General features: G+C 45.8%; 10 protein-coding genes. 9 read left to right on the plus strand and 1 reads right to left on the minus strand.

Translation table 11 applies throughout. The annotated features are described in order from the left end of the window. The first annotated feature begins 16 nt into the window (after positions 1-16). The 6 genes from ACK8OT_RS06865 (at position 17) to ltrA (ending at position 7,756) form a co-directional block, all read left to right on the plus strand. Positions 17-1,318, plus strand: a complete 1,302-nt coding sequence (locus ACK8OT_RS06865; protein WP_410195754.1) for an anaerobic C4-dicarboxylate transporter — start codon at positions 17-19, stop codon at positions 1,316-1,318. 241 nt (positions 1,319-1,559) lie between these two features. Further along, a complete protein-coding gene (locus ACK8OT_RS06870) occupies positions 1,560-2,084 on the plus strand; it encodes an FxsA family protein (RefSeq protein ID WP_410195755.1) in 525 nt (174 codons plus the stop codon). Positions 2,085-2,525: 441 nt separating this feature from the next. Continuing rightward, positions 2,526-2,759, plus strand: a complete 234-nt coding sequence (locus ACK8OT_RS06875; RefSeq protein ID WP_410195756.1) for a DUF1107 domain-containing protein — start codon at positions 2,526-2,528, stop codon at positions 2,757-2,759. Positions 2,760-3,097: 338 nt separating this feature from the next. Further along, on the plus strand, positions 3,098-3,391 hold the full coding sequence (locus ACK8OT_RS06880; RefSeq protein WP_410195757.1) for a co-chaperone GroES: 294 nt from the start codon (positions 3,098-3,100) through the stop codon (positions 3,389-3,391). A gap of 51 nt (positions 3,392-3,442) precedes the next feature. Further along, positions 3,443-5,080: a chaperonin GroEL gene (groL, locus tag ACK8OT_RS06885; protein ID WP_410195758.1), complete on the plus strand. Its 1,638-nt coding sequence runs from the start codon at positions 3,443-3,445 to the stop codon at positions 5,078-5,080. 1,020 nt (positions 5,081-6,100) lie between these two features. Then, entirely contained in the window at positions 6,101-7,756 is a 1,656-nt protein-coding gene (ltrA, locus tag ACK8OT_RS06890; protein WP_410195759.1) for a group II intron reverse transcriptase/maturase, read from the plus strand. 275 nt (positions 7,757-8,031) lie between these two features. On the opposite strand, the gene ACK8OT_RS06895 is transcribed toward ltrA, so the two are convergent. Continuing rightward, positions 8,032-8,940, minus strand: a complete 909-nt coding sequence (locus tag ACK8OT_RS06895) for a LysR family transcriptional regulator (RefSeq protein WP_410195760.1) — start codon at positions 8,938-8,940, stop codon at positions 8,032-8,034. A gap of 135 nt (positions 8,941-9,075) precedes the next feature. On the opposite strand from ACK8OT_RS06895, the gene ACK8OT_RS06900 reads away from it, so the two are divergent. The 3 genes from ACK8OT_RS06900 to ACK8OT_RS06910 all read left to right on the plus strand — a co-directional run bounded on the left by ACK8OT_RS06900 (position 9,076) and on the right by ACK8OT_RS06910 (position 14,370). Next, positions 9,076-10,029: a glutathione S-transferase family protein gene (locus tag ACK8OT_RS06900; RefSeq protein ID WP_410195761.1), complete on the plus strand. Its 954-nt coding sequence runs from the start codon at positions 9,076-9,078 to the stop codon at positions 10,027-10,029. Between the two features lie 9 nt (positions 10,030-10,038). Then, positions 10,039-10,866: a DODA-type extradiol aromatic ring-opening family dioxygenase gene (locus ACK8OT_RS06905; protein ID WP_410195762.1), complete on the plus strand. Its 828-nt coding sequence runs from the start codon at positions 10,039-10,041 to the stop codon at positions 10,864-10,866. A gap of 168 nt (positions 10,867-11,034) precedes the next feature. After that, on the plus strand, positions 11,035-14,370 hold the full coding sequence (locus tag ACK8OT_RS06910; RefSeq protein ID WP_410195763.1) for a glycosyl hydrolase family 18 protein: 3,336 nt from the start codon (positions 11,035-11,037) through the stop codon (positions 14,368-14,370). Positions 14,371-14,467 lie beyond the last annotated feature (97 nt).

A 14,467-nucleotide genomic window follows, 5' to 3' on the forward strand; every position in this document is an offset into this window, starting at 1 on the left:
GGCTAAGGCATATATTATGATTGCAATTGAACTATTGGTGGTGCTAGCGGCCATTTTTATTGGCGCACGGCTCGGCAGTATCGGCATCGGCTTTGCGGGTGGTTTAGGTGTCTTGGTGTTGACCTTAGGCTTTGGTATGACGCCTGGGTCGGTTCCTGTTGACGTGATCCTGATTATTATGTCGGTGATTGCGGCGATAGCAGCGATGCAAGTGGCTGGTGGACTGGATTATCTGGTTTCATTAGCTGAGCGCTTGTTAAGGAAAAATCCGAAGCAAGTGACATTTTTAGCGCCTATTGTCACCTATGTCATGACCTTGTTTGCGGGCACTGGTCATACCGCTTTTTCCACTTTACCTGTGATTGCCGAAGTGGCCAAAGAGCAGGGCGTTCGACCTTCCAGACCCTTGAGTATTGCGGTAGTCGCCTCACAAATCGCCATTACAGCTTCGCCAATTTCGGCGGCGCTGGTGCTGATGTCGGGCATGCTAGAAAAATACAATGTGAGTTATCTACAGATCTTACTTATTTGTATTCCAACTACTTTTGTTGCCTGTATGGTGGGCGCGTTTGTGGCGCAGTTTTTAGGTAAAGACCTAGCCGATGATGAGGTTTATCAAGATCGTCTGGCCAAGGGACTCGTGTCTACCCATAAGATAGAAGCCACTGAAATTAAAGCCGGTGCCAAGGCCTCGGTGGTTATTTTTCTTTTGACCATATTAGCCGTTGTCGTTTATGCCACGGCCATTAGTGATACCGTGGCTTGGATTGAAAACCCGGTATTGCCTCGTAACGAAGCCATTATGGTGTTTATGCTCACGGCTGCCACCATCATTGCCTTTTTTACCAAGATAGATACTGCCGAGGTACTTAATGCCGCCACGTTTAAATCGGGCATGAGTGCTTGTATTTGTGTGCTTGGTGTAGCTTGGCTTGGCGATACCTTTGTATCCAACCACATAGACGGAATTAAAGAATTATCCGGTGTGTTACTCACGGATCACCCTTGGATGCTGGCGGTTATTCTCTTTTTCGCCAGTATGCTGTTGTACTCTCAAGCGGCGACCACGGCGGCATTGATCCCGCCAGCATTGGCATTGGGCGTTAGCCCAGAAGCGGCGCTCGCATCATTTGCGGCGGTGAGTGCGTTGTTTGTGCTACCCACTTATCCAACCTTGTTGGCAGCCGTTGAGATGGATGACACGGGCTCGACCCGCATCGGCAAAGCGGTGTTTAATCATCCTTTTGTCATTCCGGGTGTCGTGACCATCGCCGTCTCTGTGGCGCTAGGCTTTGTGGTAGCCAATCTAGTGCTATAAGACGTGTTCAGAGCAAAGATAGACCCTGTTTCGTAAATACTAGGCGAATGGTTCGGTATTTACGCGGCAGGGTTTTTTGTTGCTAGGCTCAAGTTCAGGTAAGCTTGCGCCCAGTTAAAGCGAGCTCTACTCACATCAAAACCAGACTATGGATTTTGCCTAAGGTTGTAAGGGCAACTAGGTATGGTGATTAAAGTGGGGCTTGTTATGCTTACCAAATGGAACTTAGGTCGAGGTGATTATGTTTGCTAGATTGTTTTTATTGTTTACCACCACATCGTTATTAGAAATTTTTATCTTAGTTAAAGTGGGCGGTATTTTAGGGGCTTGGCCTACTATCGGTTTGGTGATTGTGACGGCACTTGTGGGCTCATCTCTGGTTCGTAGCCAAGGTATTCAAACCATGTTTAAGGTGCAACAGCGGATGAATCAGGGGGAAATGCCGGGGCAACAGTTAGTTGAAGGCATGATGCTGGTGATAGCTGGTGTGCTGTTAGTGACTCCGGGGTTTGTGACTGACTTTTTAGGCCTGATGCTATTACAACCTAGTATTAGAGCGCATTTGGCAAAAGCAGCGATGAGCAAGCTACAAGTGCAAATGGTGACCCCAGCGGCCGGCTTTCAAGGGGGCTTTAATGGACACTTTGATCCTCGAACTCACTCACAAGGCTCACCGTTTTCAACTGACATAAACGACGGCCCAGCTCAAGATGCCAGTAAAGCCAAAGGTAGCACCATCGAAGGTGAGTATGAGCGCAAGGAATAATCCACTGCCTTAGCTAAACATAATATCTATTTGAAGCATTTGGCGAAAACGGCACGGTAACGTGCTGTTTTCATTTCCACTCTTTTTTGACCTATATTCCCGCAAAAATATCGCAAACGGCCATCACACTATTGAGCTATGCAATAATCTAAGCCTTGAAAAGCAAAAACTATCCCTGTATTTTACCGAACGTCGAAATCTAGACTAAAAATAAAATGAACTTTGGTGATCGATTTTCGTCTAACCAGAGTATAAGTCGACACAATAATTACTTTCACCAGCTTGGTGGGCCTTATTGAAGTATGGATCAAACCCAAGGATAGGTTTGATTCTAAATAAAGCATAGGTGGCAGGGAGCTTGCATTTAGCTGAATAGTTCAGCTGATTTGGTCCTCTTCGTTGTACTAACGATTAGAGGCATCATTAAGGGAGATTTTCCACATGAATGTTGCTGTATCTTTAAGAACTTTTAAAAAGTACCATCCTCGTCAAGTAGCGAAACACATCAAAGCCTTCTTCAACGGGCGTATCTACATAGTGGGTATTGGCCGTTTTCGCGTTGTTAATGGTAAGTTAGTCGCTTACAAAGATGCTGACAAAAAAGCCTTGTCAGTGATGAGCGAAGTCAACCGCATTATCAAAGAGATGCAAACACACCAAAGTGTCGCTGCTTAGTTCACAGACTACTTAAGTGTTCAGATTACCCAGCAAAGGAGCCTAATGCTCCTTTTCTACTTTATAGGCTATTCTGTGGCTACTCGCGATGGGAACATCATCCGAGTGAATCAAGAGTAAACTTACTCATTACCGCTTTACATCCACTTTTTCATCACCGTAGCTCTCATAGTGGGTAATTTTTTTAATTTTTTTTATTTGTTCCCCTTGAGATAGCCTGTATCAGCCCCATTAAGAAGTGCATAGACTTGACTTAGTTCGTGAAAACCTAACAAAACTAGGCATGAACTCGGTCTTTTATTGCAATCAACATAAACAAAACTCTCAGGAGAACTTCAATGAAAATTCGTCCTTTACACGATCGCGTTATCGTTAGACGTCAAGAACAAGAATCTAAGTCTGCTGGCGGTATCGTTTTAACTGGTTCAGCTGCCACTAAATCGACTCGTGGTGAAATCATTGCCGTAGGTAATGGTCGTATTTTAGAAAATGGCGACGTTAAAGCGTTAGAAGTGAAAATTGGCGATACAGTTATTTTTAGTGAAGGTTACGGCGTTAAGACTGAAAAGCTAGACGGCGAAGAAGTATTGATCATGAGCGAAAGCGATATCTTAGCTGTGGTTGAAGCTTAAACAACGCATTTTAATCTTTCTGAGTAATTAATTGAATTTAAGGAAATAACAATGGCTGCAAAAGACGTTTTATTTGGTATTGATGCACGCGACAAAATGTTAGCGGGTGTTAACGTATTAGCAAACGCAGTAAAAGTAACACTGGGTCCTAAAGGCCGTAACGTAGTACTAGACAAGAGCTTCGGCGCGCCAACCATCACTAAAGATGGTGTATCGGTTGCTAAAGAAATCGAACTTGAAGACAAGTTTGAAAACATGGGCGCACAAATGGTGAAAGAAGTTGCTTCTCAAGCCAACGATGCGGCCGGTGACGGTACCACAACGGCAACGGTTTTAGCGCAAGCTATCATCACCGAAGGCCTAAAAGCAGTAGCGGCTGGTATGAACCCGATGGATCTAAAGCGCGGTATCGACAAAGCAGTGGTAGCTGCGGTTGAAGAGCTTAAAGCCCTATCTGTACCTTGTGCTGACACTAATGCTATTGCACAAGTAGGTACTATTTCAGCTAACTCTGATAAAGCCGTAGGCGACATCATTGCTGAAGCCATGGGCAAAGTAGGCAAAGAAGGCGTTATCACAGTTGAAGAAGGCCAAGGCCTAGAAAACGAACTAGACGTAGTTGAAGGTATGCAGTTTGATCGCGGCTACCTATCTCCTTACTTCATCAACAATCAAGAAGCGGGTACGGTTGAGCTAGAAAGCCCTTACATCCTATTGGTTGATAAGAAAATCTCTAACATCCGTGAGCTATTACCAGCGCTTGAAGGCGTGGCTAAATCAGGCAAGCCTCTACTTATCATTGCTGAAGATGTTGAAGGTGAAGCACTGGCTACGCTAGTTGTGAACAACATGCGCGGTATCGTTAAAGTGGCTGCGGTTAAAGCACCGGGCTTTGGCGACCGTCGTAAAGCTATGCTTCAAGATATCGCTATCCTAACTGCGGGTACCGTGATTTCTGAAGAAGTAGGTCTAGATCTTGAAAAAGTTCAGCTAGAAGATTTAGGTCAAGCTAAGCGCATTATCATCAACAAAGATGAAACCACCATCATCGATGGCGTGGGTGAGCAAGCGCAAATCGAAGCTCGCGTAGCGCAAATCCGTGGTCAAATCGAAGACTCATCTTCTGACTACGATAAAGAGAAACTACAAGAGCGCGTAGCTAAACTAGCGGGCGGTGTTGCGGTAATTAAAGTTGGCGCAGCAACTGAAGTAGAAATGAAAGAGAAAAAAGCACGCGTTGAAGATGCACTACATGCAACACGCGCTGCGGTTGAAGAAGGCGTAGTTGCCGGTGGTGGTGTTGCACTGGTTCGTGTTGCAGCTAAGCTAGCCGAGCTAACCGGTGACAACGAAGACCAAAACGTAGGTATCCGTGTTGCACTACGTGCAATGGAAGCGCCACTGCGTCAAATCGTGACTAACGCAGGTGAAGAAGCGTCTGTGGTTGCCAATAACGTACGCGGCGGTGAAGGTAACTACGGTTACAACGCTGCAACCGAAGAATACGGCGACATGATTGCGATGGGTATCCTAGACCCAACTAAAGTAACTCGTAGTGCAATTCAGTTTGCATCATCGGTTGCTGGTCTAATGATCACCACCGAAGCCATGGTAACAGACAAGCCACAAAAAGATGCACCAGCAATGCCTGACATGGGCGGCATGGGTGGCATGGGCGGTATGATGTGATGCGACGAGAGTCGTGTTGCTCTTAAATAAGCTTTTGATTTTAAAGCTTATTTAGCCTGGTGGTCAGCTTGCTTAGCTGACCACTATCCAGCACTCTTAAAGGGAAATACAGGAGTGTGCGCAATCTGCGTTCCCAAACTTAAAAATGCGTAATACGCAACCCAAACAAGCGTAGCAGGAGACTAAAAGCTGCGATCATACAATAGTATGTGTTTCCAACCTTCACAATAAACTGACTTGTCAGTTCCTTCAAGTAGGCAATTGGAATTTCCAATTTAGCCTAGGGTTAGTAACCTTCAAAAACTACAGGAATGGATCTTGATCCATGGTATCAGAGCAGCTCGGTGTGAAGCTGTACTGATGATTGTCTGAATCAATATATTTTGATAACAGACCTGTTATGCAACTAACAGTAGCCTAGGGATACTGCATTACTGGTAACGGTTTTGTGGGAAGCTTCCTGACAATGTACTCCCCATTTTGGGCAATCGCGTATCGTGAGATCGCGTTTGGATAATGCTAGTAGTAAGTATTTGAGAGGCTAGGCTGATATATATGGCTAACACATGTGAACTGTTTACAAGCGCCGTCAGCCGCAAGGAGCAAATGCTACTGACATGCTCTAACCAAAAGGTATTGAGGTTGGTTATCCCTTTTACATCTGGGGATACGTTGCCATTTAACCTTCGGCGTATTGACAGAGCCTAAGTATATCGTGTCATCAGTATGGAACTCGGTAACCCCGTATCTTTGCCCTATGGGCAGGTGATCCGCAAGGAGATCTGTTGAAGATGCGGGCTCGGGAAGTTGAAAAAAGCGAATGCTGCTTTGTAATGAAGCAGATAGGGGGTTAAAGGTTCCTCCACTGGAAACAGGGCAGACTTTCAACAGGTCTTTAATTGCGTGAAAACGTGTAAAGCTTAAAAGCACTTAGAAATAAGCACCTTCAGGGTAGTAACTACCCTGAAGGTAGTGCTGTCTTGTTGTTGTGACTTTTCTTTGAACTAGGAGAGCAGCAAGATGAATACTTCAAAAACTGACGTATCTGCGTTCTCACACCACGCCACTGAGTGGCACTCAATAAACTGGGAAACCTGTTATTTGAGGGTGAGAGAGCTACAAGTACGGATCGCAAAAGCAACGAAAGAGTCGAGGTGGCGTAAGGTTAAACAACTGCAACGTATGCTGACTCGATCGTTTTCTGCTAAAGCTATCGCCGTGAGGCGAGTAACTGAAAATAGAGGTAAAAACACAGCTGGAGTAGACGGGGAAACTTGGAACACTCCGAGCCGAAAATGGAATGCAATAAATCAGTTAGAGCGTAAGGGTTACAAGCCCAAACCGCTTAGACGAGTTTACATTCCTAAAGCCAATGGCAAGCGTCGTCCACTGGGAATACCGACTATGCGCGACAGGGCAATGCAAGCTTTATACTTGCTCGCTTTGGAGCCTGTATCGGAAACAACAGGGGATCGAAACAGCTATGGCTTTCGCCCTCATCGAAGTTGCGCTGATGCTATCGAACAATGTTTCGTGAATCTCAGTCGTAAATCGAGTGCTCAATGGGTATTAGAGGGTGATATTAAAGGGTGTTTTGACTTCATTAGTCATGACTGGTTAATAGCTAATGTCCCCATGGATAAAGCTATTCTCAAGAAATGGTTAAAGGCAGGTTTTATGGAATCTGGAAAATTTAATCTAACGGAAGCTGGCACACCTCAAGGGGGGATTATCTCACCGGTGCTGGCTAACTTAGCTTTGGATGGACTGGAAGCGGTGCTTGAATCTCACTTTGGGGCGAAAAATACCAAAGCCAGTTATAAAACCAAGGTTAATTATGTGCGTTATGCAGACGACTTCATCATTACGGGGATCTCGAAAGAGCTTCTTGAAGAAAAAGTCTTACCACTTGTGAAAGCCTTTATGGCTGAGCGTGGGCTGCAATTATCAGAGGAGAAAACGCTGATAACACACATTGACGAAGGGTTTGATTTTCTCGGGCAGAATTTACGTAAATACAATGGCAAGATGATCATCAAGCCATCGAAGAAAAACGTAAAAGCATTTCTGCGAGGCATACGAGATTACCTGAATAGTCATAAAACGGCTCCAGCTTCCGCGATAATAGGGAAGTTGAATCCGATGATACGAGGATGGTGTAACTACCATCGAAGTATCTGTTCAGGTGACGCATTTAAGTATGTAGATTACCGGATCTGGAAAATGCTTTGGCAATGGTGCCGTAGGATCCATTCTAACCGTCGTAAACGCTGGATAAGGTTTAAATACTTTAAATCAGTAGGACAAAGGAATTGGGTTTTCAGTGCACCCAAACGAGAGAGTGATGGTTGTTATCGTCTGCTTTATGCAACGGAAACAAAAATTGTTAGGCATATAAAAACCAAGGGAACAGCTAACTGTTATCTACCTGAAGATGAGCAATATTTTGAGCGCCTACAGGTTCAGCGATTAAAGAAGTCAGTCGCAGGTAACGACTTGCTATGGAAAATTGCGACGAGGCAGGACTATCAATGTTTTGTCTGTAAGCAAATCATGAACGAAATGGATGATTGGGATTTACACCATCTCGTACCGCGCTCTAAGGGCGGCAGTGATAAAATTTCCAACTTGGTAATGGTGCATATCAATTGCCATCGACAAATACACTCTGATTAAGCTATCTAATGATCAGTATGTAATGACTTAAACGAAGCTGGCCTATATCTAGGTATAGGCTTATAAAGGCTTGAGCCGTATGCGGGGAAACTCGCACGTACGGTTCTTAGGGGGCGGTGGCGCAGTAATGCGCTGCTGCTACCCGACATCCGTATTATGTCAATAAGTTATTGATTTAATAGCTTGTTATTTAAAATGGTCAGCATTGCGCTGGCCATTTTTTTATCCTCTCAAATCATTTTTATTGATTTTTACCCTCCTGTTTTCCGCTTCATTCAATACTCATCCCAGTAAGGTGATTCACCATAATAAGCACTGAGAAAATCGATAAACACGCGCAGCTTAGGCGCAAGTAATTTTCGGTGTGGATAAACCGCGTAAAGACTTAATGGGTCTGGTGTAAACGAATCTAATAGGGTTTGCAGATGACCTTGTTTTAATGCCGCACCAACGATAAAGCTGGGCTGTAAAATATAGCCTTCACCAGCGATGGCGGCTTGCATTAACACCTCACCATTATTGGCTATCATGGCTCCTTGATTTTGCTGTGCGTAAGTTCGTAACGTATTGATTAACTCATTGGTTGAAGGGCTAAAATCCATATAGCTATAGCGTAAATAATGGGCCGGGTTGAGCTCACTTGGAGCCATTGGCGTACCGTGCTGCTTGAGATAATCGGGAGCGGCGCAAAGCACGAGACGAATGGGGGCAATGTTTCTTGCGATTAATGATGAGCTTTGCAAATGGCCAATGCGCAGCGCGACATCAAATCCGTCTTCAACCACATCTACCTTGCGATCACTTAACTCGAGATTGATAGAGATATCTGGATAGTGTTTTCTGAAATCCCTGGGCAAAGAGGCAAGGTGCAAGGTAGCAAATGAAACCGGTGCGCTAATATGCAGCCGCCCTTTTGGCTGGGTCTGGATCTGACCAAAATGCTCTTCCATATCGGTTAAGCTTTCTAAGATCTGCGTGGCATGCTTTAAACATTGTTCTCCCGCCTCGGTAAGATGGACGCGTCGGGTGGTGCGATTAAAAAGCCTGACATTTAACCCTTGCTCAAGATGTGACACATATTTACTGACCAACTGGCTGGAAAGCCTAAGCTTATCAGCCGCTTTAGTGAAACTGCCTTGCTCGGCAACGGCGACAAACGCCTTCATCGTTTCAATGCGATCCATGGTTTCTCTATTGCCAACGTAGTGTTGTTAATAATGCAATGAATATAGCATTTATCTACACCAAGGTTGTGATTAGTCTCTATTTATACCCGACTCAGACGGTGATGAGGGCAAAGAGCAGACAAGGGCATAACTATGTTAGTAAATGGCGTTTGGCAACAAAAATGGCAACCGGTGCAAGATCAAGATAATCAAGGGCGTTTTATTCGACAAACTTCCTCATTTCGTAACTGGATCACCCGAGATGGTGCTGCTGGAATAACGGGGCTGGGGGGCTACCCAGCTCAAGCAGGGCGATATCATCTTTATGTTGCTTACATTTGCCCTTGGGCCAGTCGCACCTTAATGGCTCGCGCTTTAAAAGGGTTGCAGGAGATCATTAGTGTCTCAGTGGTCTCGCCTAAGTTAACGGATCAAGGCTGGAAATTTGCTGGCCTAGGCAGCAATGGCCAAGATGAGCTAAGCCATAAAACCTATTTACATGAACTGTATAGTCAAGTCGCCCCCGACTTTACCGGCAGGGCCACTGTGCCTGTATTGTGGGATAAGCATACCCATACCATAGTCAATAATGAATCGGCCGATATAGTTCGTATGCTCAATAGTGCGTTTGTTGAATTGGTCGATCAGGGACCTGATTTGGTGCCTGCTGACCTAACGGCAGAAATCGATGCGTTAAATGATTACCTTTATACCTATTTAAATAACGGCGTTTACCAAGCAGGCTTTGCTACTACGCAAACGGCCTATGAGGAAGCGTATGAAAAGGTGTTTACGGCATTAGATACATTGGAGCAGCGGTTATCCGATGGTCGCTTATTCTTATTTGGAGATGCGTTAACGGAATCGGACCTACGTTTGTTTGTTACCTTGATCCGCTTTGATCTGGCTTATTACAGCTTGTTCAAATGCAATCGCAATATGATCAAGGATATGCCCGTCTTATACCGCTATATGCAACGAGTATTGAGGCTGAAAGGAATCGCCGAAACGGTCAATGTCGATCATATTAAACAAGGGTATTACTCCATTAAGGCGCTTAATCCTAATGGTATCGTCCCTAAATGGCCCGTCGCTATTTTTCAATAGGAGCAGGCGATGAATGATGGAACGGTTATTTTTCTCTCCCATGGCGGCGGCCCTATGCCTTTGCTCGGTGCTCCAAGCCATCAAGCCATGGTGGCTACCCTTAACACCATCGCCAAGCAGATTGTTAAGCCAAGTGCCATCTTAGTAATCAGTGCTCATTGGGAAGCCGATCCTGTGATGGTGACGTCAGCTGCTGCGCCAGATCTGATTTATGATTATGGGGGCTTTCCGTCAGCAGCGTATGATATTAGCTATCCCTGTAAGGGGGAGCCAGCGTTGGCCGCACAGGTACTGACTGCGCTCCAAAGTCATGGCATAGAAGCCAGAGAAAACGTCAATCGTGGGTATGACCATGGCCTATTTGTGCCCCTTAAAATTATGTATCCAGAGGCGGACATTCCTTGTGTGCAATTGTCACTCTCATCTTCTTTGGATGCGTCCTTTCATCTTCTACTTGGCAAAGCGCTACGCCAAATCCAATGGAATGATTTGCTGGTGGTAGGCTCTGGATTCTCGTTTCATAACATGCGGGCGTTTTTTACCCCAAGCCAACAGATGAAACTTCATAACCAAGCATTTGAGTCTTGGTTGGGCTCAACCTTATGTACTCAAGATATGTCAGAGCCGGTGCGTGAACAAAATTTGGCGCATTGGCAACAAGCGCCGGGAGCAAGAGAATGCCATCCCAGAGAGGAGCACTTGCTGCCGCTGCATGTTTGTTATGGGTTAGCAGGGCGAGCTTGTGACCAAGATTATTCGGTGGAAATTTTAGGATATCAAGCATCGATGTTTGTTTGGTTTGGCAAAAATATTGAGTCTTTTTCTAATCTGGAGTGAGCTTAATTACTACTTTAGGTGGATCAATTATTTGTCATGGAGTGTGGTTTTTTTACACAGTTTTTGAAATGTGATCCATGTTATGAAATTGGTTTCATATGTTGTTTATGTTGTTGCCTGACTTAGGAAAAGTCGCACCACAACCTAACCTCGTTTAAGGATAAACGTATGAAACATTCAACCAAGGCCTCCTTGGCCAAGGGCGCGTTTGCGCTTAGTACTCTTACCTCTGCATGCCTATTGGCATTTAATGCCCAAGCCGCTAGTTATGATTGTAGCGATATTCAACCTTGGGATTCATCCGCTGTTTACGCAGCAAAAGGAACATTAGTTCAACACCAAGGAGCGGTGTTTGAAAATAAGTGGTATGCCGGTAGCTGGGATAAGCCTGCCGTAGACGCATCGCCTTGGGCCAACTGGCAATTCAAAGGTGAATGTGGCGATACTAAAGTGAACATCATTCCTACGGTTGCCCTAGAGAATGTTGGCAAGTTAACCGCAGGCCAATCTGCTAGCTTTACTGCCAGCGCCAAAGATGACGATGGCCAAGTCAGCAAAGTTGAATTCTTTATTAACGGTAGCCTGATTGGCAGTGTGGCGAATGCGCCTTACCAAGTTAGCTGGCAAGCAGTTGCTGGGCAGCATGAGCTGACTGCGATTGCCTACGATGATAAAGGAGCCCAAAGTGAGGTAGCGGTGCAAAAAATCACCGTGGATGCCGAGCCTGTTGACAACCTAAAACCAACTTTAACCCTATCTGGCGTGACCGATGGCGCAGAAATGTTAGTGGGAGAATCGGTTTCGCTGCAAGTGGTTGCACAAGATAGCGATGGCAGCATTGCTAACGTCCAAGTGGTCGTGAATGGGGTGAGCGTTGATTTAATTCCTGCGCCAGATAATGGTACCAGCAATAAAGTGACCTACCTTGCAAACTTCACTATCGCAAGCGGCGTAAATAGTATTTTAGTGAAAGCCGAAGATGACAAAGGCGCCATTGTCGAGCAGGGCTTAACGGTGAATGGTAAAGAAGTGGTTAACCTACCGCCGCAAGTGTCAATGAGTTTAAGCGCCACACAAGCTAAGCCGGGTGACACGGTGACCATTAATGCCACTGCGAGTGATAATGACGATGGCCTAAAACAGGTTGAGTTTTTGATTGATGGTGTGACGATTGCGAGGTTCACGCCTGATACGGTTTCAGATTTCACCAGCGGCAAATATACCTTTGATTTTGTTGCAACCAAAGATGCAAAAGTCACCGTGGTGGCAACCGACATGAAGGGGCAAACTAAGCAACAACATGCCTTCTTAACGCTGAATGATGGGGTGGTGAGTAATGACTGTCGCCCTGATGGTTTGTATCAAACACCGGGCGTTAAAGTGCCTTACTGTAGCGTTTATGACGACCAAGGCCGAGAAAAAATGGGGTCTGATCACCCACGCCGTGTCATTGGTTATTTCACTAGCTGGCGTAATAAGGGCAATGTCGATCAAGATTACCTAGTGGATGATATTCCATGGGAAAACCTAACCCATATTAACTATGCCTTTGCTCATGTGGGTAAAGATCAAGGGGTCGGTTTAGGCCAAGCCCAGCAAGAGCAACTAGCGCGTTTGGTTGAGCGTAAATTACAGCACGATGTAAAAGTGCTAATTTCGGTCGGTGGCTGGGCTGAAACGGGCGGCATCAATGGCCCTGATGGCCGTGAGCAAACCGGTGGCTTCTACAAGCTAACCACCAATATGGATGGCTCGATTAACCATGCGGGCATTGCCAAGTTTGCCAAATCGTCGGTTGAGTTTATTCGTAAGCACAAAATTGATGGTATCGACATCGACTACGAATACGCCTCGGCGATGAAAGGCGCGGGTCACCCCGATGATTTTTGGATTTCCGATAAACTTCGCCCGCATCTAATGGCGTCGTATGTTGAGCTAATGAAAGTCATGCGTGAGGAGCTAGATAAAGCCTCGGTTGAAGATGGCCAGCATTACCTATTAACGGTAGCTGCGCCCGCATCCGGTTGGTTACTGCGCGGTATGGAGCGCTATCAAGCCAATGCATATCTTGATTACATCAACATCATGTCGTACGACTTACACGGTGCATGGAATGAATACGTGGGCCACAATGCCGCGCTTTATGACACAGGTAAAGATGGTGAGTTAGCGCAGGTTTATGCCGCGCAGCAGTACGGTAAATTAGGTTACTTAAATACCGATTGGGCGGCTCATTATTACCGTGGCGGCATGCCAGCGGGTCGCATCAATATCGGTGTGCCTTACTACACCCGAGGTTGGGAAAAAGTCTCAGGCGGCGAAGCCGGTTTGTGGGGTAAATCTAAGGGCAGTAATTGTCCTGCAGGGACTCACGGCAAGTGCGGCGCAGGGGCTAAAGGCTTAGATAACCTATGGCATGATTTGGAGAAAGATCAAGAAGTGCCGGCTGGCTCAAACCCGATGTGGCATGCGAAAAACTTGCAAAACAACATGCTCGGATCTTACCTAACTACTTATATTAACTCGCCAGATTACACCGGTGACAAATCGGCTTATGATCAGATAGTGGGACAATACGAGTACCATTACGATGAGCAAGCCGTGGCTCCTTGGTTGTGGAACCCCACCACGCAAACCTTCCTGTCGATGGAAGATAATAAATCAATCTTGACCAAAGCAGCGTACGTTAAAGAGCAGGGCATCGGCGGTATCATGTTCTGGGAATTAGCGGGTGACTATTCATGTTACCCTTATGACGCTCAAGGTAAGCGCACCACGGTGGCCGATAAGTCGGAAGCGGCATGTGCTTCGGGTAATGGTGAATACCACATGGGTAACACCATGACAGAAACCATTTACGAAGAGTTCAAGTCGGCTACGCCTTATGGCAACAAGATCATTGAAGGCAGTGTGCCAGCGCAAGCCGTGGATCTAAAAATCACCCTTGATAAACAGCGTGCGGATTACCCGATCACGACCGACTTAATCATTGAAAATAACGCCGGTGTCGCGATTGATGATCTGGTTGAAATTTCATTTGATTACCCAACGTCGGCGCCAGCCAATGCAGTGGCTGGTAATGCCAATACCGTGAGTATCGTATCGGGTCATGACGGTGACAACATAGGTGGTCTAAAAGGTAACTTCCATCGCATTAGTTTTAGCGTGTCGAAATACCAAGCGATTGCCGATGGTGCAACAGGGAAAATTCAATTTACTTATAACTTGCCTATCACCGGGCCGGTGAATTACACAGTGAAAATCGATGGGGTTGAATATGCACTAGCGCAAGAGCACCCAGAGCTGCCGCTTGCAGACTTATGCCGCCCAGAAGGTTTACCTGTGTATCCTGATTTTGTCCATCAAGATGGTTGGAAGCCATACAACGCTAAAGGCGAAAAAATGGTGCACAACGGTGCGATTTGGGTACCAAGTTGGGGTCAAGCGAATACCGAGCCTTCGGCAAGTGATTCTGCTTGGACTAAGGTTTGTACTCTTAAATAGTGAATTGGTTAGGTGATAGCAATCGCCTAACCGCTCAGCTTCCCCGTGATAAGTTCAACAGGATCTATCGCGGGGCTTTTACTATCAGATTGGAACA

The organism is Motilimonas thetidivivens, from assembly GCF_046452435.1.
Classification (GTDB): Bacteria; Pseudomonadota; Gammaproteobacteria; order Enterobacterales; family CBDFNC01; genus Motilimonas.

Coding starts and splice junctions, on each gene's coding strand:
- ACK8OT_RS06865 (WP_410195754.1), top strand. CDS start 17: ATGATTGCAATTGAACTATTGGTGGTGCTAGCGGCCATTTTTATTGGC.
- ACK8OT_RS06870 (WP_410195755.1), top strand. CDS start 1,560: ATGTTTGCTAGATTGTTTTTATTGTTTACCACCACATCGTTATTAGAA.
- ACK8OT_RS06875 (WP_410195756.1), top strand. CDS start 2,526: ATGAATGTTGCTGTATCTTTAAGAACTTTTAAAAAGTACCATCCTCGT.
- ACK8OT_RS06880 (WP_410195757.1), top strand. CDS start 3,098: ATGAAAATTCGTCCTTTACACGATCGCGTTATCGTTAGACGTCAAGAA.
- groL (WP_410195758.1), top strand. CDS start 3,443: ATGGCTGCAAAAGACGTTTTATTTGGTATTGATGCACGCGACAAAATG.
- ltrA (WP_410195759.1), top strand. CDS start 6,101: ATGAATACTTCAAAAACTGACGTATCTGCGTTCTCACACCACGCCACT.
- ACK8OT_RS06895 (WP_410195760.1), bottom strand. CDS start 8,940: ATGGATCGCATTGAAACGATGAAGGCGTTTGTCGCCGTTGCCGAGCAA.
- ACK8OT_RS06900 (WP_410195761.1), top strand. CDS start 9,076: ATGTTAGTAAATGGCGTTTGGCAACAAAAATGGCAACCGGTGCAAGAT.
- ACK8OT_RS06905 (WP_410195762.1), top strand. CDS start 10,039: ATGAATGATGGAACGGTTATTTTTCTCTCCCATGGCGGCGGCCCTATG.
- ACK8OT_RS06910 (WP_410195763.1), top strand. CDS start 11,035: ATGAAACATTCAACCAAGGCCTCCTTGGCCAAGGGCGCGTTTGCGCTT.